15 protein-coding genes are annotated in these 18,357 nt (G+C 66.5%); 7 read left to right on the top strand and 8 right to left on the bottom strand.

Annotated elements, in window-relative coordinates:
• The first annotated feature begins 214 nt into the window (after positions 1–214).
• Positions 215–721, top strand: a complete 507-nt coding sequence (locus tag U4E84_RS05230) for a DUF892 family protein (RefSeq protein ID WP_322531044.1) — start codon at positions 215–217, stop codon at positions 719–721.
• A 272-nt stretch (positions 722–993) separates the two neighbouring features.
• Here the strand turns inward: U4E84_RS05230 and U4E84_RS05235 are convergent, their stop codons facing one another.
• Complete coding sequence (locus tag U4E84_RS05235; RefSeq protein WP_322531045.1) at positions 994–1,950, bottom strand: TIGR03557 family F420-dependent LLM class oxidoreductase; 957 nt, start codon at positions 1,948–1,950, stop codon at positions 994–996.
• Between the two features lie 479 nt (positions 1,951–2,429).
• On the opposite strand from U4E84_RS05235, the gene U4E84_RS05240 reads away from it, so the two are divergent.
• The 4 genes from U4E84_RS05240 (at position 2,430) to U4E84_RS05255 (ending at position 6,701) form a co-directional block, all read left to right on the top strand.
• Positions 2,430–3,368 carry a hypothetical protein gene (locus U4E84_RS05240; RefSeq protein WP_322531046.1) on the top strand — a complete coding sequence of 313 codons (939 nt, stop codon included), beginning with the start codon at positions 2,430–2,432 and terminating at the stop codon, positions 3,366–3,368.
• 262 nt (positions 3,369–3,630) lie between these two features.
• Positions 3,631–4,677 carry a thiamine pyrophosphate-dependent dehydrogenase E1 component subunit alpha gene (locus U4E84_RS05245; RefSeq protein ID WP_322531047.1) on the top strand — a complete coding sequence of 349 codons (1,047 nt, stop codon included), beginning with the start codon at positions 3,631–3,633 and terminating at the stop codon, positions 4,675–4,677.
• Positions 4,674–5,690 carry an alpha-ketoacid dehydrogenase subunit beta gene (locus U4E84_RS05250; protein WP_322531048.1) on the top strand — a complete coding sequence of 339 codons (1,017 nt, stop codon included), beginning with the start codon at positions 4,674–4,676 and terminating at the stop codon, positions 5,688–5,690. The genes U4E84_RS05245 and U4E84_RS05250 overlap by 4 nt, the downstream gene beginning before the upstream one ends.
• Positions 5,691–5,699: 9 nt before the next feature.
• Positions 5,700–6,701, top strand: coding sequence for an NAD(+)/NADH kinase (locus tag U4E84_RS05255; RefSeq protein WP_322531049.1), 1,002 nt, complete (start codon positions 5,700–5,702; stop codon positions 6,699–6,701).
• A 20-nt stretch (positions 6,702–6,721) separates the two neighbouring features.
• Here U4E84_RS05255 and U4E84_RS05260 read toward each other — a convergent pair whose 3' ends face one another.
• Positions 6,722–8,623, bottom strand: a complete 1,902-nt coding sequence (locus tag U4E84_RS05260) for a 2-oxo acid dehydrogenase subunit E2 (RefSeq protein ID WP_322531050.1) — start codon at positions 8,621–8,623, stop codon at positions 6,722–6,724.
• Positions 8,624–8,948: 325 nt separating this feature from the next.
• Here U4E84_RS05260 and U4E84_RS05265 point away from each other — a divergent pair, with 325 nt between their 5' ends.
• Entirely contained in the window at positions 8,949–10,142 is a 1,194-nt protein-coding gene (locus U4E84_RS05265; protein ID WP_322531051.1) for an inorganic phosphate transporter, read from the top strand.
• 51 nt (positions 10,143–10,193) lie between these two features.
• On the opposite strand, the gene U4E84_RS05270 is transcribed toward U4E84_RS05265, so the two are convergent.
• The 6 genes from U4E84_RS05270 to U4E84_RS05295 form a co-directional block, all read right to left on the bottom strand.
• A complete protein-coding gene (locus tag U4E84_RS05270; protein WP_322531052.1) occupies positions 10,194–10,715 on the bottom strand; it encodes a hypothetical protein in 522 nt (173 codons plus the stop codon).
• 100 nt (positions 10,716–10,815) lie between these two features.
• On the bottom strand, positions 10,816–11,820 hold the full coding sequence (locus U4E84_RS05275; RefSeq protein WP_345785500.1) for an oligopeptide/dipeptide ABC transporter ATP-binding protein: 1,005 nt from the start codon (positions 11,818–11,820) through the stop codon (positions 10,816–10,818).
• Positions 11,817–12,890 carry an ABC transporter ATP-binding protein gene (locus U4E84_RS05280; protein ID WP_322531053.1) on the bottom strand — a complete coding sequence of 358 codons (1,074 nt, stop codon included), beginning with the start codon at positions 12,888–12,890 and terminating at the stop codon, positions 11,817–11,819. Before U4E84_RS05280 ends, U4E84_RS05275 begins: the two co-directional genes overlap by 4 nt.
• Positions 12,890–13,909 (bottom strand): ABC transporter permease, encoded by a 1,020-nt coding sequence (locus U4E84_RS05285; RefSeq protein ID WP_322531054.1) that lies wholly within the window; start codon positions 13,907–13,909, stop codon positions 12,890–12,892. Before U4E84_RS05285 ends, U4E84_RS05280 begins: the two co-directional genes overlap by 1 nt.
• A gap of 12 nt (positions 13,910–13,921) precedes the next feature.
• The gene (locus tag U4E84_RS05290; protein WP_322531055.1) at positions 13,922–14,869 is read right to left on the bottom strand and encodes an ABC transporter permease; all 948 of its coding nucleotides are present in this window, start codon (positions 14,867–14,869) and stop codon (positions 13,922–13,924) included.
• Positions 14,870–14,902: 33 nt separating this feature from the next.
• A complete protein-coding gene (locus U4E84_RS05295) occupies positions 14,903–16,681 on the bottom strand; it encodes an ABC transporter substrate-binding protein (protein ID WP_322531056.1) in 1,779 nt (592 codons plus the stop codon).
• Between the two features lie 414 nt (positions 16,682–17,095).
• On the opposite strand from U4E84_RS05295, the gene U4E84_RS05300 reads away from it, so the two are divergent.
• The coding region (locus U4E84_RS05300) for a gamma-glutamyltransferase (protein ID WP_322531057.1) at positions 17,096–18,357 on the top strand (1,262 nt) is incomplete at its 3' end.

Genomic DNA, 18,357 nt, shown 5'->3' on the forward strand with positions numbered 1-18,357 from the left:
CGCTTGCGAGGAGATGTGAACGAACGGCAGCGAACGACGCCCCCTACCCGCCGCGAGGAGACAGTCGTAATCGAGGCCCACGTGGTTCCGTCGCATCTGCCGGGAAACCCTGAGCAACCGAGACAAACTGTGCTCGTCAGTGCGACATCTCGTTTCCCTGCGCTTGCAGGCCCGCCTCCTATTTGCTCGCCGCCCCTTCACTAAGTGGATACGCATGACAGTAACCAACCTCAAAGAACTGTTCGTTCACGGCCTCGAGGACATCTACTACGCCGAAGAGGAGCTGCTCGACGCGCTCCAGGACCTCGAGAACCAGACCGACGAGGACGAGATCGCCGAAGCCTTCGCCGCGCACCACGAGGAGACTCAGGGCCATATCGACCGCCTCGACGAGGTGTTCCAGATGCTCGACATGGAGCCCGAGACCGAGGAATGCGAAGGTATCGAGGGCCTGATCAACGAGCACAAGACCTTCGTCGAGGAGGAGGACCCCGAACAAGAGGTTCTTACCCTCCACAACTTGATCGCAGGGCAGAAGACCGAACACTACGAGATAGCCGCCTACGGGAACTTGGCGCTGCTCGCAGACCGCCTCGGGATGGACGACGCCGGTGACCTGCTCCACGAGAACCTGGAGGAAGAACAGGAGGCGCTCGAGAAGCTCTCCGGGTTCGTCGACGACTACGACTACGACAAGGTCATCGAGGCCGCGGCGGACTGACGGCCACCGTTGTCGGGCGATCGACCGTCGGAAGGCGATCCACGAATCGAGCGTCGGGCACGCAGCACCCTGTCGGTCGGGTGCGACCGATTGAGATCTGTGGCTGCAAATGCAAGGACACCCCGCTATCGCGCCGGTCAGACGCTCACGATGGCGGGGCGTTTACGGGCCGTCCACCGGTCCCGAAGGCGGGAGACGACCCGCGAGTCGGGAGAAACGAGACGGCAACGACATCACCGGTCGCCACGCGTTCCGTTCCGATTCGAGTTCGGTCACGAGAACGACGGGAGGACGTCCTCCCGATACAGGTCGAGCATGGCCGCCTGGTCGTCGCCGATCTGCATGGTGTAGACGTGGTCGTAGCCGGCGTCGATCGCCGCCTGAATGCTGTCGATGTGGGCCTGCGGGTCGGGGTTCGTGAGGATGCTCCCTCCGGCGATGTCGTCCTCCGAGACCATCTCGACCGCCTGTTCGAAGAGTGACGGCGTCGCCAACTCGGTGCTCAGCTCTCCCGGTAGCGCGCTGTTGGGCCACGTTTCGTGAGCGGTCGCGACGGCTTCGTCCTCGTCGTCGGCCACGCACGCCTGAAGCTGACAGAAGCGGGGCCCCTCCCCGCCTTCGTCCTCCCAGACGTCGACGACTTCCTGCGGGCCGACGGACCAAAACCCGTCACCGAATGCAGCCGCGGCGCGAGCGGTCCGTTCGCCGTACGCGGAGACGCAGATCGGCGGGATCTCCTCGGGGAGGGTGAACAGCTTCGCGTTTTCGACGGTGTAGTGTTCCCCGTAGTGGCTGACCTCCCGCCCGGTCCAGAGCTTTCGGACCACGTCGATGGCCTCCTCGAGCATCTCCAAGCGAACGGCGTGCGCGGGCCACCTGTCGCCTAGTACGTGCTCGTTCAGGTTTTCGCCGGTCCCGACACCCGCGTAAAACTCGCGGTCGTCGAACATGGCGGCGGCGGTGGCGGCGGCCTGTGCGTATATCGCCGGGTGGAAGCGGAGGATCGGCGCCGACACTCCCACACCGACATCGATGCTCTCGGTCGCGGTCGCGACCCCGCCCAGCGTCGACCACACGAACGGGGAGTGGCCTTGGGCGCTGACCCACGGGTGGTAGTGATCCGAGACGGAGAGAAAGTCGAAACCGGCTTCTTCCGCTCGCTGTGCGTACTCGACCAGGTCGGTCGGTCCATGCTCCTCACTCGATAGCGTGTATCCTATCTCTACCATGGTGAACTCGGGAGTGTATCCAGACGAGGTATAACCAGGCGACCGCTCCGCGTGTGAACGTACTGCTAGCACCTGAAAGGACGTTTAGTTCCTCGCGACTCGGCGCAAATCCGGGAGGCGTAGCGGGAATCCGACGGCCGGTCCGCGCTCCGTTCGATCGCGGCCTGACGCGTATTTCCGATACGGGCACCCGACCAGTACGCGTCGACGGTGTCGAGACAGGCGGTCTGTTCCCACACGCGAGACCAAGATGAGCGAACGTCGACGAATTGTGCCCGTCGTCCTCGCGGTAGCCGCGTCTTACCGTCTCTAGCAGCCGACTAGTGATTAGCACACGCCGGGACGGCCGAATCAACCGAGGTGATTTCAGTATTTCCGGCCAGAGCACAGACACCGCCGACACGGGAGCTGATTCCGACTCCTCCGGTGGCCCGGTCACCCGGCTGGTCCGATGGGTGCTCCTGACCGGGGATAGACGAGTGCTCGCGTTTGCCACGGAGATCGTCATCCTGTCGGCGCTACTGGTCGTGGGCACCGTCTGGGAGTTCGAGATGGAGCGGCTTGTCACCGAGACGCGAGCGGTCCAGACGCTGTTCAATACGCTTCTCGGCGGGGTCATCCTCTTCGTCTCGGTCGTCCTCTCGATCAATACCGCAGCTCTCGCCCAGGAGTTCGCTCCCCTCCAGGTCAAGCTGGCCAGCATCGAGGATTCCATCGATTTCCAGATCGAACTGGAGGAGCTCGTGGAGAACGGCATCAGTCCGGCCGGGCTACAGCCGTTTCTCCAGTACGTAATCGAGGCGATCCGTGTCGAAACGGAGTCGCTCCGGACCCTCGACGTGTCGACGACCGACGAGCGAGCGCGGGCGGACCTGGTCACCTTCGTCGACGAGATCGACACGCGATTGTCCCAGATCGAGAGTCGCATCCGGCAAACCGACCCCCGAGTGTCGATCCTCCTTTTGAGCACGCTCGATTACCCCTACGCCCGCCACATCAACGTGACCCGGCGTCTGAAAGCCGCTCACGGGGACGCACTCACGGAATCGGATCACGACTCGCTCACGACGTTACTCCGGATACTCACGATCCTCGCGTCCGGTCGAGAGTACTTCACGACGCTGTATTTCAAGCGGGAGCTCCGGAACCTGTCGAGTGCCCTCCTCGTTCTCTCGCTCCCGGTCATCGTCTTCACGTCGTACGTGCTGCTCGCGATGGACACCGGTCTCTTCCCGCGAACGACGCTCCCGGGAGTCGGAGCGCGACTCCTCTATGTCAGCCTCGCGTTCGTCATCGCACTGTCCCCGTACGTGCTTCTCAGTTCGTACATGCTTCGCATGCTTACCGTCTCGAAACACTCCCTCGAATCGACGGTGTTCACCCTCAAGGCCGATGTCGGGGTGGAGTTCGATCGGTAGTGGCCCGACCGATCGCCGCTCGACGGAAGGAACACGGGTCACGCCGTGTCCGTACCGGTGATGGCGTGGACGCTCGGCCCGTTCTGACGGCTCACACCGAGACGACGCGAGGCACGCGATCTCCGCAGTTCGGCCAGCGACCCCGTCCTCCGGTCGCGGCCTCCGTCTCTCTCCGCGATCGCGCTCCCACCTCGGCACGCGCACGCAAATGTCGGGAATAGTACAACAGCATTATATATGATATATGCGATCTTCCGAGTGTATGGCGACGATAGACTTGGAGACAGAGGAGGGCCGCATCGAGATCCTCGAACGGATGCTCACGATCCGCGAGTTCGACGGCACGGCCGGAGATCTCTTCGCTGACGGGGAGATCCCGGGGTTCGTACACCTCTACATCGGCGAAGAGGCGGTCGCCGTCGGCGCGTGCGCCGCGCTGGACGACGAGGACTACATCACGAGTACCCATCGGGGACACGGGCACTGTATCGCGAAGGGACTGAACCCGAAGTACATGATGGCCGAACTGCTCGGCAGTACCGACGGGTACTGTAACGGCAAGGGCGGATCGATGCACATCGCCGACGTCGACGCCGGCATGCTCGGCGCGAACGGAATCGTCGGTGCGGGCCCGCCGATCGCGGCGGGTGCGGCGTTGACCGCAGATCAGAAGGACGAGGACCGCGTCGCGTTGGCCTTCTTCGGCGACGGTGCGGTCGCGCAGGGACAGGTTCACGAGGCGATCAACCTCGCGGCGACGTGGGACCTCCCCGCCGTGTTCGTGAACGAGAACAACCAGTTCGGGGAGGGAACGCCCGTCCAGAAACAGCACAACATCGAGAACCTCAGCGAAACCGCCGAGGCGTACGGCATCCCGGGGTTCACCATCGACGGGATGGACGTGACGGCCGTCGCGGAGGCCGTCGGAGAGGCTCGCGAGCGGGCGCTGGCGGGCGACGGGCCGACGTTCATCGAGGCGGAGACGTACCGATACCGGGGACACTTCGAGGGCGATCAGCAACCCTACCGCGAGGAGGCGGACATCGACGTGTGGCGGGCGCGAGACCCCATCGAGACGTTCAAAGACCGGCTGATAGAGCGCGGCGAGCTCACCGACGAGGAGTTCGAGACGCTTCGCGAGGAGGTCGAAGCGACCGTGGCAGACGCGGTCGAGTTCGCTCGAGAGGCCCCGGACCCGAGCCCGGAGGAGGCCTACGAGGACATGTTCGCCGTCACGCCGCCGGAGATCGAACAATACGCGAGGAGTCCGCGCGCGGACGGCGGATCGAAGCGAGGTGATCCACAATGAGCACGAAAACGGGAGCCGATGCGGAAATGGACGCGGGAGGGACCGAGACGATGACCGTTCGAGAGGCCATCCGTTCCGCGCTCCGGGAAGAGATGGAAGACGACGAGGACGTGTTCGTGATGGGCGAAGACGTCGGGGAATTCGGCGGCGTCTTCGAGGTGACCGCCGGCCTCATGGACGACTTCGGCGAAGAGCGGATCCGCGACACGCCGATCAGCGAGGCCGGTTTCGTCGGTGCCGGCGTCGGGGCCGCGGCGACGGGGAGCCGGCCCGTCGTCGAGGTGATGTTCTCCGACTTCCTCGGCGTGGCGAGCGAACAGATCATCAACCAGATGGCGAAGATGCGCTACATGTTCGGCGGGAAGACCGAGATGCCCGTCACCGTTCGAACGACCGAGGGCGGAGGCATGGGCGCTGCCAGCCAGCACTCGGGAACCATTCACACGTGGTTCGCACACTTCCCGGGGCTCAAAGCGGTCGCGCCCGGGACGCCCGCCGCGGCGAAGGGACTGCTCAAGTCGGCCATTCGCTCGGACGACCCGGTGTTCTTTTTCGAGGACAAGATGATCTACGAGCAGGAAGGCGAAGTCCCGGTCGGAGAGGACTTCACCGTCCCCATCGGGTCGGCACACGTCGAACGCGAGGGAGAAGACGTCACCGTCGTGGCGACTCAACGGCTCGTCGGCGAGTCGTTGTCGACCGCGGAGGCCCTGGACGGCGAGGTGAGCGTCGAGGTGATCGACGCCCGCTCGCTGTACCCCCTCGACACGGAGACGATCGTCGAGAGCCTGGAGAAGACCGGTCGGCTCGTCGTCGCCGACGAGAGCCCGATATCCTACGGCGTCCACGCCGAGATCGCCGCCAGAGCGGTCGAAGAGGCGTTCTTCAGCCTCGACGCGCCGATCGAGCGCGTCGGGGTCCCGGACACGCACGTCCCCTTCAGTCCGACGCTGGAGGAGGAGGTGTTACCGGGCGAGGAGGATATCCAAGCCGCGATCCGTCGGATCTACTGAGACCGACGCGTGGCTCTCGTTGGTCTCATCGTGAACCCGGCGGCCGGTCGCGACATCCGCCGCCTCACCGGCGGCGCGAGCGTGAGTGACAACTACGCGAAGCGGCGCTCCGCCGAGAGCGTGTTGGAAGGGCTCACGATCGTCGACGACCCGCCGGGTGCGCTGGTCATGCCGGACAAGGCGGGAATCGGACAGGACGCGGTAGAAACCGCCCCGGAGGGCATCGACGCTGGGGTTCTGGACGTTCCGGTGAGCGGCGAGCGGACCGACACGCGCCGCGCCGCCGAACGGTTTCGCGACGCCGTCGACGTGGTCGTCGTGCTCGGCGGCGACGGGACGAACAGAGACGTGGCGGCGACGATCGGACCGGTACCCGTCGCCGCCGTCTCAACCGGCACGAACAACGTCGTTCCGACGCCCATAGACGGGACGACCGCCGGCGCGGCCGCCGCGCTGGTCGCCGCGGGCGAAGTTCGGGCCGAGGAAGTCACCGTCTCGCACGGGACGGTCGCGGCGACCGTCGAATCGAGCGCCGGAACGGAGAGGCTCCGCGGGCTCGCGACGCTCGGCGTCGTGGATCGGTCGTTCGTCGGTACCCGAGCGGTCCTCGACGCTTCGGAGTTCATCGGCGGCGTCGTCTCCCGGGCGCATCCCTCCGAGATCGGTCTCTCCGGTGTCGCCGGCGCGCTCGTTGCGCACGAGCCGGACGAAGCGGGCGGCGTCGGGGTCCGTCTCGGCCCCGCAGAGTCGACGCCGCGACGCGTCCGCGCGATGACCGTTCCCGGCGGGGTCGACGTCGTCGGCGTCGAGGCGTGGAATCCACTCGACGACGAGGAGGAGCTGCGATTCGACGTGGAGGATGCCGTTCTCAGCGTCGACGGAGAGCGTCACCTGGCGCTCCAGGACGCGCACGTCGCCGTCCGACCGGTCTCCGAGGGACCCCGAATCCTCCGGTTCGATGCAGTGTTCGACGCGGTTCGAGGGCGGCGCTGTTTCGACGTGGGCGAGTGAGCGAGCGGTCTCGCTCCCGGTCACTCGTCGCGCTCCCATCTCAGAGAGACGTCGATGTCCCCTCCCAGCGCCCGCTCGACGTAGCAGGTGCGCTCGCCGCGCGTCACGACGCCGTCGAGCGTCTCGTCGTCCGCGTCGGAATCGAGACCCACGGTCACGTCGATCGATCCCAGCGGTCCCTCTGCGGGCGATCCCTCGACCTCGACCGTCACGCCTTCGAGGGACACGTCGCGCTTTCGCGCCTGGAACCCGATGCTCGCAGAGAGACAGGCCGACAGCGCGCCGACGAGCATATCGACAGGCGACGGCGCCATGCCGGAGCCGCCGAGATCTTCGGGCTCGTCGAAGGACCACTCGAACGACCCCGCGGACACCGTTCCCGAGACCCCGCCGTTCGTACGTGCGACGGCTCCGCGTTGGGGAAGCGTGACGGGATCGTCACTCCCACCGGTCGAGGAGTACTCGCCGGAGCCGCCCCCTTCACGTGCCGATCGGACCGACTCCGGCAGCAGCGGCCACGGGTTCGTGAGGTGGTCCGCCAGCGTCCCGAGGAACCGCGCGGCGTCCGCCCCGTCGACGATCCGGTGATCGAACGAGAGATCCAGCGGCAGATACCGGCGGAACGCCACGTCGTCGTCCGGGCCGCGGACCGGTCGCTCGGCCAGCGCGTTCACGCCAAGGATGGCGATCTGCGGCGGATTGATGATGGGGTCGAAGGATTCGACGCCGAGGACGCCCAGATTGGTCACCGTGAACGTTCCGCCCTGCAGGTCGTCCATCGTGTACTCGCCAGAGAGCGCGCGCTCGGTGAGCGCCTGACGCTCCGTGGCGATCTCCGCGAGCGACGAGGTTCCCACGTCCCTGAGCGCGGGCGCGACGAGTCCCTCCTCCACGTCGACAGCGAGACAGACGTGCTGTTCGTCGTAGATACGGTGGCTGTCGTCTTCGAACGTCGCGTTGAACGCCGGGTGCTCGTCCAGCGTCTCGGAGAGCGCGCCGACCAACACGTCGACGATCGAGACGTCGACGTCGAGTACGGCATCGGCCGCGTCGACGGCCGCGAGCAGCTCCTCGGCGTCAACCTTTCGGTGCTCCGTCACGTGGACCGCTTCGCGATAGCTCTCCCCCAGTCTCTCCGCGATGGTGCGTCGCATCCCGGTGAGCTCCCGCTCCTCGCGAACCGGTGGATGGACCGACGGCTCACCCGCCCCGCCGTCTTCGGCCGCGGCCTCGACGTCCGCCTCGGTGATGGCGCCGTCCGGTCCCGTCCCGTCGACCGCGCTCAGGTCGACGTCGAGCTCGGACGCACGCTGTCTCGCTCTTGGCGAGGCCCTAACCGCCGTCTCCGACCCGTCGCTCTCGGCGACCCGCTCGACGTCCGCCTCGGTGATCGATCCCTGCGGACCGGAGCCGTCGACCGCGCTCGGGTCGACGTCGAGCTCCCTCGCTCGTCGCCTCGCTCTGGGCGATATCTTCAGGTCCGCGGCCGCGGCGGTCCCGCTGGAACGGTCGCCCGACCCTCCCGCCGAGCCGCCCGAGTCCGCGGCGTCGGTCGTCCCGGAGCCGCCAGAGCCCGCCAGATCGGAGCCGACAGCGGCCGAAGTCGCAGCTTCACTAGACTCGGCGACGGGCCCGGGAGCTTCCGCTGCCTCGAGCTCCGCCGTGAGCTCCGAGATGTCTTCGTCGCTCGCGGCGACGATCCCGATCGGGTCGCCCGGCTCGACGCTGTCGCCGGGTTCGAGGTACGTCGTCCGTAACACGCCGTCCTCCCGCGCGTCCACCTCGGCGCTCGTCTTCTCGGATTCGACGTCCGCGATGGTGTCCCCCTCGACGACCGGATCGCCTCGCTCGATTCGCCACTCGATGAGCGTGCCGCGATCCATCTCCAGACCGAGCTTGGGCATCCTGACTACGTATCCCATACCACGACAGTGTGACGACATTCATGTTAAATTATCGTGGGTTTTTCCGGACGGGAAAACCGGGAGACGTTCGAACCCGGCAGCGGCCGACGGCCGACGACGACACTCGCGGGGACTCAGAGCGGGTGACTAGCGCCTCGGGACTCGCCCGCGACGGTTCACGAATGGGCCCCGGAGCGTCGGGAGCATTGATTTCGCCGATACCGGTTTACAGGGGTCGGCGCGGCGTGCCGCCCCCGTCGGCCGACCGCGTGTGAGCGCCGCGCGACGCGTACGCGAACAGATGTCGGTACGTTATTGCACGAAGAGACGTGAGTTCGGTTGGATGTCGTCGACCGCGCTTCTGGTCGTCGCGTTTCTCGCGAGCGTCTCGCTGTCGTGGGCGCTCGGGGCCAGCAGCACCTCGCCTCCGATGGCGCCGGCGGTCGGCGCTCGCGCCCTCTCGGTGATGCGGGCGGCGCTGTTGGTCGGCGTTCTCGCGGCGGCGGGCGCGATTCTGCAGGGGGGGAGCGTCTCGGAGACCGTCGGGAACGACCTGATACTCGGCGCGTCGCTGACGCCGCTCGCCGTCGCGGTCGGTCTGCTCACGGCCGCCGGCTTCATCGCCGTCGGCGTCGCCACCAGCTACCCCATCCCTGCCGCGTTCGCCACGACTGGCGCCGTGGTCGGCGTCGGGCTCGCGCTCGGCGGCGACCCCGCCCTCGAGACGTACCGCGAGCTGGCGACGTTCTGGGTGCTCGTGCCGCCGACCGGCGCCTCGATCGCCTACCTGACGGCCGCGATCCTCCGTCGCGAGGACGTGCCAGATACGCTCGGGATCCCGCTTCTCGGCGGGCTCGTCGGCGTCGTCGTCGCCAACGTCACTCTCTCGGTCCTCCCAGCCGCCGGGGGCGCTCGCCCGACCATCGCACGCTTCGCGTCTCGGCTCATCGGATCGACCCCGACGGTCGCCGGCGCCTACGACCTCGCCATGGTCGTGACCAGCCTCGCCTGCGGCGTCGCGACGTTCCTAGTGCTCCGGCGGCAGGCCAGGCAGTCGGTCGACGTCGCGGTCCGGCGATTCCTGATCGCGCTCGGCGGACTCGTCGCCTTCTCCAGCGGCGGGAGCCAGGTCGGCCTCGCCATTGGCCCGCTCGGCACGCTCGCGGGGGAATCGACGCTGTTGACGGCCAGGACGGTCACGCTGGTCGGGGCGACCGGCCTCCTGGTCGGCGGCCTGACAGGGGCTCCGCGGATCATCCAAGCCGTCGCCAACGAGTACTCTCAGCTCGGCACCCGCCGGTCCATCGCCGCGCTGGTCCCCGCCTTCGTCATCACCCAGACGGGCATTCTGCTCGGGTTCCCGATCTCGCTCAACAACATCATCATCTCGAGCGTCATCGGCAGCGGCCTCGTGGTCGGTACCGAGGGGATCTCCGTGCGGAAGATCACGGTCACCGCTGTCGCGTGGCTCTCGGCGCTCGTCGGGTCGTGTCTGATCGGGTACGTCGCCTTCGGCCTCGCGTCGACGGGGATCTGACCGAACTCGGCGCTCGGCTCGCCGGCGGCGGCCGCAGGTCCGAGGCGACGCTCACCGGGTCCGGATCGTCGTCTCCGCCCGCAGGTGCGTCTCGTCCGCCATCGGCGTGTTGATCGCGACCGAGAGGTCGTGTTCGCCGGCGCCCGCCGGCTCCCAGTGACGCTCGTCGACCCGATACAGCTGGTCCCAGCGGCGGGTGAATATCTTCCGTTCGTTCCGCTCGAAGCGGAACAGCGACGACTCGTCCGGCTCGTCGGGGGGCGCGTCCATGGCGGCGACGCGTCCGTCGACGGACCAGTGCCACGGAACCGGGGTTTTCGTCGGGACGGCCACCGGGAAGGGGAGTCGGTTGTGGAACGTCACCCGTATCAGAACCGTCTCGTCGGACTCGTACCGTCGCTTGTCCGTCTCGACGGCGACCGAGACCGCGCGTCGACGGACCGCGGCGGGGAGGATCGCGTGACTCAGCGCCGACCAGTTCAGCGACCGGCTCTCCTTCTCGTCCGAGCCGCGCGGGGAGAACGGATCGTCCTCGTCACGAGAGAGTGCGTCCGACTCGTAGATCCGTCGCATTGCGGTTCAGAACGGTCGTGACGAATAAACGTGTGACGGTCGACGAGGCGGGACGTCGTCGACGGGGGAGCGCAGACGGGCGACGTCGTCAGGGTCTGGGTCAGATCGCGTCGATCCGCTCGTGATACGGGCACGCGATCTGGTGTTCCTCGCCGTCGACCGGCTCGAGGTCCGGGTGTTCGTCCCACGTGCTGCAGTCGTCTTGCACGATCGGACACCTCGTGTGGAACTTACATCCCGAGGGCGGATCCATCGGTGACGGCACGCTCCCCTCAAGGATGACGCGATCGCCGTCCCACAGCGGGTCCGGCTCCGGAATCGCCGAGAGCAGCGAGTACGTGTACGGGTGGTACGGCGGCGAGAAGATCTCCTCCGTGGGACCGATCTCGACCACCTCGCCGAGGTACATCACCGCGATCCGGTCCGCGATGTGCTCGACGACGGAGAGGTCGTGCGCGATGAACAGGTACGAGAGTCCGAACTCCTCTTGGAGGTCCTCGAGGAGGTTGAGGATCTGCGCCTGGACGCTCACGTCGAGCGCGCTGACCGGCTCGTCGCAGACGATGAACTGCGGGTCCACCGCGAGCGCGCGGGCGATGCCGATCCGCTGACGCTGGCCGCCGGAGAACTCGTGGGGGTACCGCGTCGCGTGGCTCTCGCTGAGCCCGACCGTCTCCAGCAGTTCGATCACGCGCTCGTGGCGTTCCTCGCCTTCCGCGATGTCGTGGATGTCGAGCGCCTCGCCGATGATGTCCTCGACGGTGAGACGCGGGTTGAGGCTCGCGAACGGGTTCTGGAAGATGAACTGCAGGTCCGTCCGGTACGGTCGCATCTCGCTTTCCGACAGCTCGGTGAGGTCGACGCCGTCGTACCGAACCGCCCCGTCCGTGGGCGATTCGAGGCCCAGCATCGTCCGTCCGAGCGAGCTCTTCCCGCAGCCGCTCTCGCCCACGAGCCCGAGCGTCTCGCCCTCGCGGACCTCGAAGTCGACCCCGTCGACCGCGCGGACGATGCGCTTGTCCCCCAGGAGTCGGTCGAGGAATCCCTCGTCGGTCGTGTAGTGTTTCGTCAGATTTTCGACGCTGATCAGCTCTTCTGCGCTCATTGGGTGTCCTCCGCGGTGTCTGCGGCTCTATCTGACTCCTCGACGACATCGACCGAGTACGTGAGCTCCCCCTCCAGCTCGCCCGAGTGCGCGAGACAGGCGGCGGTGTGGCGCGTCCGATCGGGGCCGTTGACGGGACGGCCGTCGTCGACGTCGACGAGCTGGGGATCCATTCTGGTGCACGTCTCCTCTGCGTACGGACAGCGCGGGTGGAAGCTACAGCCCGACGGAAGCTTGACGAGGTCCGGCATCGTCCCCGGAATCGTGTCGAGCTGGTCGCGCTGGTCGCCCACTCGCGGTATCGAGCTCATCAGCCCGACGGTGTAGGGGTGTTTCGGCTCGTAGTAGATCTCTTCGACGGAGCCCTGCTCGACGGCTTCGCCGGCGTACATCACCATCATCCGGTCGCAGATCTCGGCGATGACGCCGAGGTCGTGGGTGATGAACTGGATCGCCATGTCGAACTCCTCGCTGAGATCTTCGAGCAGCTCGAGGATCTGCGCTTCGATCGTCACGTCGAGCGCGGTCGTCGGCTCGTCGCAGATCAGCAGGTCCGGCTCACACGAGAGCGCGATCGCGATGATGACCCGCTGTTGCATTCCGCCCGAGAACTCGTGTGGGTACTGGTCGTACCGCTCCGCCGGATCGGGGATCCCCACCGCATCCAGCACCTCGATGGCCCGCTCGCGGGCCTCCTCGTCGGTGGCGTCGCGGTGGAGCCTGACCGCCTCGGCGATCTGCTCGCCGATCGTGTACACCGGGTTGAGCGCGGTCAGCGGGTCCTGGAACACCATCGCGATCTCGTTGCCGCGGAGCTGTCGCATCTCCTCGTCCGACAGCGAGAGCAGGTCCTGCCCCTTGAACCGGATCTCGCCCGACTCGATCCGACCGGGATTCTCGATGAGGCGCATGAGCGAGAGGCTCGTCACGCTCTTTCCGGCGCCGCTCTCGCCGACGACGCCGAACGTCTCTCCGGAGTCGATCGCGTACGAGACGTCGTTGACGGCCTGTACCACGCCCTCTTCCGTGTAGAACCGCGTTTCGAGGTTCTCGACTTCGAGCAGCGCCATTATCGGAGCCTCTCGCTTGCGGTGTCGCTCTGCGGGTCGAGCGCGTCCCTGACGCCGTCACCCACCAGGTTGATCGACATCACGAACAGGAATATCGCGATGCCCGGGAAGAACGTGATCCAGTAGTTCCCTTCCACGAGCGACTCGCGGCCGCTCGAGAGCATCGATCCCCACTCCGCGCTCCCGGGTTCGAGTCCGAGCCCGAGGAACCCGAGCGCGGCGGCCGAGAGGACGTACGTCCCGATACCTAGCGTCGCCTGGACGATGACCGGCGCGATGGCGTTCGGGACGATGTGTCTGAAGATGATGCTGCGGTCGCGGGCGCCGAGCGCCTCGGCCGCGCTCACGTACTCGTTTTCTTTCACGCTCAGTATCTCGCCCCGTATGAGCCGGGCGTAGCCGATCCAGCTCACCAGCACGAGCGCGCCGATCATCCGCCAGAACCCCTGGCCGAAGATCGCGATGAACGCGATCGCCAGCACGAGGAACGGGAAGGCGTACAGCACGTCGACGATCCGCATGATGAACTCGTCGATCCAGCCGCCGAAGTAGCCCGCGATCGAGCCGAGCGGGACCCCGACGCCGAGCGCGAGCGAGACCGCGATGAGCCCGATAGTGAGGCTCATTCGGCCGCCGACGATCACCCGGGAGAAGATGTCCTTCCCGGACCAGTCGGTGCCGAACGGGTACTGGAGCGAGGGGGGCTGTTCGAGCGCGTTGAAGTTCGACGCGTTCGGGTCGTACGGCGCGATCGAGAACGGCTGGACGGTGAATCCGAAGACGTCGATCGGACGAGCGAAGACGGCGAGAAACGCCATCAGCAGGATGACCGCCAGCCCGAGCAGGGCCGTTCTGTTGCGGCGGAATCGCTGCCATGCGCGAGTCCATCGGTCGGCCGAGACGTCGGAGTCGACGCTCTCGTCCCAGTCGACGAACTCCCGGTCTCGTTCGATGACGCTGGAGTCGAACCCGGAGATCCGGATTCGACCGCGAGTCGTGGTTCGGTTTCGTTGTGACATGAGTATCGGAGATCAGTATCTGATTCGCGGGTCGAGCAGCGAGTACACCAGGTCGACGGCGAAGTTCGCCAACACGATCGTCACGCCGACGATGAGCGTCGTCGCTTGGATGAGCGGGAAGTCCCGCTGGACGATCGCGTCGACGAGCATGCGCCCCGCACCGGGCCAGGAGAACACCTGCTCGACGACGACCGCGCCGTCGACGATGAACGCGATCTGTAGCGCCGCGACGGTCACGACGGCGATGAGCGAGTTGCGGAGGACGTGTTTGAGGATCACCGTCCGCTCGGGGAGCCCCTTGGCGCGCGCCATCTGGACGTAGTCTTTGTTGAGCTCTTCGAGCATCGACGACCGCATCAGCCGCATCAACAGCGCGGCCTGCGCGGTGCCGAGCGTGACCGCCGGCAACAGCATGAACTTGAGCGACGCTATCGACAGCAGCGGTGCGTCCGGCGGGATGGTTCGGAACCAACCGAGCTCCACGCTGAACACTAAGATGAGCATGAGACCGAGCCAGAAGTTCGGGGTCGCGATGCCGGCCAGCGCCGCCACTCGACTCACCTCGTCGGCGGCTTCCCCCTTCCGGACGGCGGCGAGGATGCCCGCGGGAATACCGATGATCGCGGCGATGACGAAGGACGCCACGCCGAGGAGCACGGTCTGGGGCATCCGGGACACGAGCTCGTCGGAGACGTTCTGTCCGGAGATGACGGACTCGCCGAAGTCGAGTGTGATCGCGTCGGCGAGCCAGAGGAGGTACTGCTTCCAGACCGGCTCGTCGAGGTTGTACTGTGCGCGTAGCTGCTGACGTACCTCCTCCGAGACGTCCGTAAACTGCAGGATGAAGGTGACGGGATCGCCCGGGAGCATCTTCGTCAGGCTGAACGTCAACAGCGTGACCCCGAACAGGACGGGGATCATCACGATGAGACGCTTGAGTGCGTATTTTCGAACTGACATGTGAATGGAACGGGTAGAGGGCGGCCGCGGGAGTTACTCGTCTTCGACCCAGGCGACCTGGTCGACGTACGGCGCGTACAGCCCCAACAGCTCGTAGCTGTCGTTGGGGTAGGCGTACCAGTTCTGTACGCGGTCGGCGCGCACCACGTCGTAGACGTAGGAGAACTGTATGTAGGCGGTGGGGACCTCTTCGGCGATGAACCGCTGGAACTCTTGGTAGGTTTCGACGCGGTCCTCCTCTTCGAGCTGTTCGAGACCCTGTTCGAGGAGTTCGTCGGCGGTTTCGTTGGAGTAGGAGTTGGTGTTACAGCACGCGGGCGACGCCTGGTCGGTGTGGAAGATGTCGTACACGTAGCTGTCGGGGTCCCAGCCGCCGGACCAGCCGAGCGCGATGATCTCGTTGTTCTCGTGAGAGTCGTCGGCGTTCACGCGGTCGAGGTACGTGTTCCACTCGAACTGGTCGAGGCTCACGTCGAAGAGCTCGGTGCTCTGCATGCTCTCCTGAATGAGCTCACACCACTGGACGCGCTGCGGGTTGTCGTTCGTGATGATCGTCGTCTCGAAGGGGGCCTCGATTCCCTCCTCCTCGAAGATGCTCTCGATGGTCTCGGTCGCGCGCTCCGGGTTGTAGCCGGCCCACTCCTCGGCGATCTCCTCGTGGAGCTCGACCGGCGAGTAGTCGCCGAGCATCGGCGAGATGGCGCCGTACGCCGGGATGGACGTGCCGTCGTACACGGCGTCGACGATCGACTCCCGCGGGATCAGCTGGGTGATCGCCTGTCTGAACTCCTTGTTGTCGAACGGCTCGACGCCGAGCGGGTAGAAGAACTGGTCGGTCCCCGCTCCGAGCACCTCCGCGACGTCGACCTCGTCGTTGTCCTCGAGGTCGCTGATGCTGCCCGGCTGCGGCGAGTTGATCATGTCGACGTCGCCGGCCTCGATCGCCGCCACCTGCGACGACGACTCGACGATGATCTCGAGCGTGACCGTCTCGATCGGTGGGGTGTCGGGAACCGTGTCGCTCCCCTCGAACCAGTAGTCCTCGTTGCGCTGCATGCGCCACATGTCGTCGTTCTCGTGCTCGTCGAACACGTAGGGGCCGGTGCCGACCGGCTCCTCCTCGAGGTCGACGTCGCCGTCCTCCCCCGCGGCCGAGGGAACGATGGAGATCCCGGAGATGTCGGTCAGGAACGGCGCGTACGCGCCATCGGTCGAGATCTCGATCGTGTACTCGTCGACGACCTCGGAGCCGTCGTACCACGTGTACACGTCGGCCTCGTTCGGAGCACCCTCGTACCGCTCCAAGGAGAACTGGACGTCCTCGGCGGTCAGCTCGTCGCCGTTGTGGAACTCCACGCCCTCGCGGAGGGTGAACTCCCAGGTCGTGTCGTCGACCTGCTCGTACTCCTCCGCGAGCACGTTGTGGTACTCGCCGACCCAGTCCGGTCGAATGAGGGACTCGTAGATGTGTAGCGTCGCCTTGACCGACGTCGTGTCCGTCTGCTGGATCGGGTCGTACTGCGCGACGTCAGCGCTGAGCGTCCCGACGAACTCGCCGCCCATCGAGACGTCGTCGGCGCTCAGGTCGGAGTTGTCCGGATTGGCGAGGTCCGACTCCAATTCGATGCTGTAATCGCGGTCGCCGCCGTCGCCGCCGTCTCCACCGTCTCCACCGTCGCCACCGTCGCCGCCGTCGCCGCCGTCGCCGCCGGCACATCCAGCGACGCCCGCGATACCTGCGCTTCCGAGCAAGCCGAGCAGCCGTCGTCGTCGGACGCTCGGGTCCGTGTCTTCAGTGGGTTGACTTCCCATACCCACACCGTGATGTACGCAGGTAAAAATATTGTGATGCATGTTGGAAGAGCGCTAACGATCACGTTAATGGATGCACAAATCCCCGGAGAATAGTGAAATTAGAAACGTATGTTGTAATTTGAGCAGGAAATCTGGATCATATATTGGTAAGCCGGTCCTTCACGTTCGATGTCGATCAATATTTACATAGTTGCCAAATTTAATAAGGAACCAGTTCGCCTCGACCCCACCGCGCCGCCGCCGGCTCGCCGGGTCGCTCGAGGACGTGGCCCGCAACCCGAGGACGACTTCGGCGCGGAGACGACTCACGCGGCGCCGTCGGCCGTCGACCGTCCACCGTCGAATCGCCCGAACGATCAGACCGGAACTGTCCGGGGCACCACTTAACAGCGCGGCCCGGAATGGGTCGATATGGAACCAGACCTGGACCGGTTCACTTCGCGGCGTTCGACGGTGTACGGCCAGCGAGGCGTCGTCGCCACGAGTCAGCCGCTCGCCAGTCAGGCCGGGATCGAGACGCTCCGCGAGGGCGGAAACGCGTTCGACGCCGCGGTGGCGACGGCCGCCGCGCTCAACGTCGTCGAGCCGACCTCCACGGGACTCGGCGGCGACGTGTTCGCGCTGTACCGCACGGCGGACGGCGACGTCGGCGCGATGCGCTCCTGCGGCGGGGCGCCCGCCGCCGCGACGATCGAGAACGTCCGCGCCGCCCTGCGAGACGCCGAGGACGTCTCGGCGTACTACCCCGACGACGGCGGCTACGCGGTCGACGACACCGACGACGCCGGCATGCCGTTTTACGGCCCGCACGCCGTCACGGTCCCGGGAACGGCTCGTGGATGGGAGGCCACGGTCGAGGAGCTCGGACGGCTCACCCTCGCCGACGCTCTCGCACCCGCGATCCGGTACGCGACCGAGGGATACCCCGTCTCCGAGGTGATCGCGTCTTACTGGGCCGGGGCCGAGGAGCTGTTCACCGACGACCACGCCCGCGAGGCCTTCCTGTTCGAGGGAGACGCCCCCCAGGCGGGCGAGACGGTTCGCCTGCCGAAGCTCGGCGAGTCGATGCGCAAGATCGCCGAGCGCGGCGCCGACGTCGTGTACGAGGGCGAGATCGGCGAAGCGATCGCCGAGGAGGTCCAGTCGCAGGGCGGGTTCATGACGGTCGACGACCTCGCAGACTTCGAGGTCGAGTGGCCGGAGCCCGTCTCGACGACGTACAACGGCGCGGAGGTGTACGAGCTCCCGCCGAACAACCAGGGGCTCATCGCGCTGGAGGCGCTCAACGTCGCGGCCGAGCTCGGCGCGGGCGAGCACGACTACGACTCGGCCGAGCGCGTCCACTACTTCGCGGAGGCGATGAAGGTGGCCTTCCACGACGGACACCGGTACATCACCGACCCGACGTACGAGGAGACGCCGCCGCTGGGGTCGACCGAGTGGGCGAAGAAGCGCTCGACGGAGGTCGGTCCCGAGGCCAACCACGACGTCTCCTTCGGCGTCCCCGACGCGAACGCCGAGGACGCCGACACGGTGCTCCTCACCGTCGCCGACGACGAGGGGAACGTCGTCTCGTACATCAACTCGCGGTTCGCCGGGTTCGGCTCCGGGCTCGTCGCGGGCGAGACGGGGATCGCGCTCCAGAACCGCGGCGCGTCGTTCTCGCTCGACCC

Origin of the sequence: Halorubrum sp. AD140 (assembly GCF_034497445.1) — an archaeon.
In the GTDB taxonomy this organism is placed as follows: Archaea; Halobacteriota; Halobacteria; order Halobacteriales; family Haloferacaceae; genus Halorubrum.

Bases quoted from the DNA above. Each gene is read 5' to 3' on its own strand.
- U4E84_RS05290 (WP_322531055.1), bottom strand. From the start codon at position 14,869: ATGTCAGTTCGAAAATACGCACTCAAGCGTCTCATCGTGATGATCCCC.
- U4E84_RS05285 (WP_322531054.1), bottom strand. From the start codon at position 13,909: ATGTCACAACGAAACCGAACCACGACTCGCGGTCGAATCCGGATCTCC.
- U4E84_RS05265 (WP_322531051.1), top strand. From the start codon at position 8,949: ATGTCGTCGACCGCGCTTCTGGTCGTCGCGTTTCTCGCGAGCGTCTCG.
- U4E84_RS05230 (WP_322531044.1), top strand. From the start codon at position 215: ATGACAGTAACCAACCTCAAAGAACTGTTCGTTCACGGCCTCGAGGAC.
- U4E84_RS05280 (WP_322531053.1), bottom strand. From the start codon at position 12,890: ATGGCGCTGCTCGAAGTCGAGAACCTCGAAACGCGGTTCTACACGGAA.
- U4E84_RS05295 (WP_322531056.1), bottom strand. From the start codon at position 16,681: ATGGGAAGTCAACCCACTGAAGACACGGACCCGAGCGTCCGACGACGA.
- U4E84_RS05245 (WP_322531047.1), top strand. From the start codon at position 3,631: ATGGCGACGATAGACTTGGAGACAGAGGAGGGCCGCATCGAGATCCTC.
- U4E84_RS05235 (WP_322531045.1), bottom strand. From the start codon at position 1,950: ATGGTAGAGATAGGATACACGCTATCGAGTGAGGAGCATGGACCGACC.
- U4E84_RS05270 (WP_322531052.1), bottom strand. From the start codon at position 10,715: ATGCGACGGATCTACGAGTCGGACGCACTCTCTCGTGACGAGGACGAT.
- U4E84_RS05260 (WP_322531050.1), bottom strand. From the start codon at position 8,623: ATGGGATACGTAGTCAGGATGCCCAAGCTCGGTCTGGAGATGGATCGC.
- U4E84_RS05275 (WP_345785500.1), bottom strand. From the start codon at position 11,820: ATGAGCGCAGAAGAGCTGATCAGCGTCGAAAATCTGACGAAACACTAC.
- U4E84_RS05250 (WP_322531048.1), top strand. From the start codon at position 4,674: ATGAGCACGAAAACGGGAGCCGATGCGGAAATGGACGCGGGAGGGACC.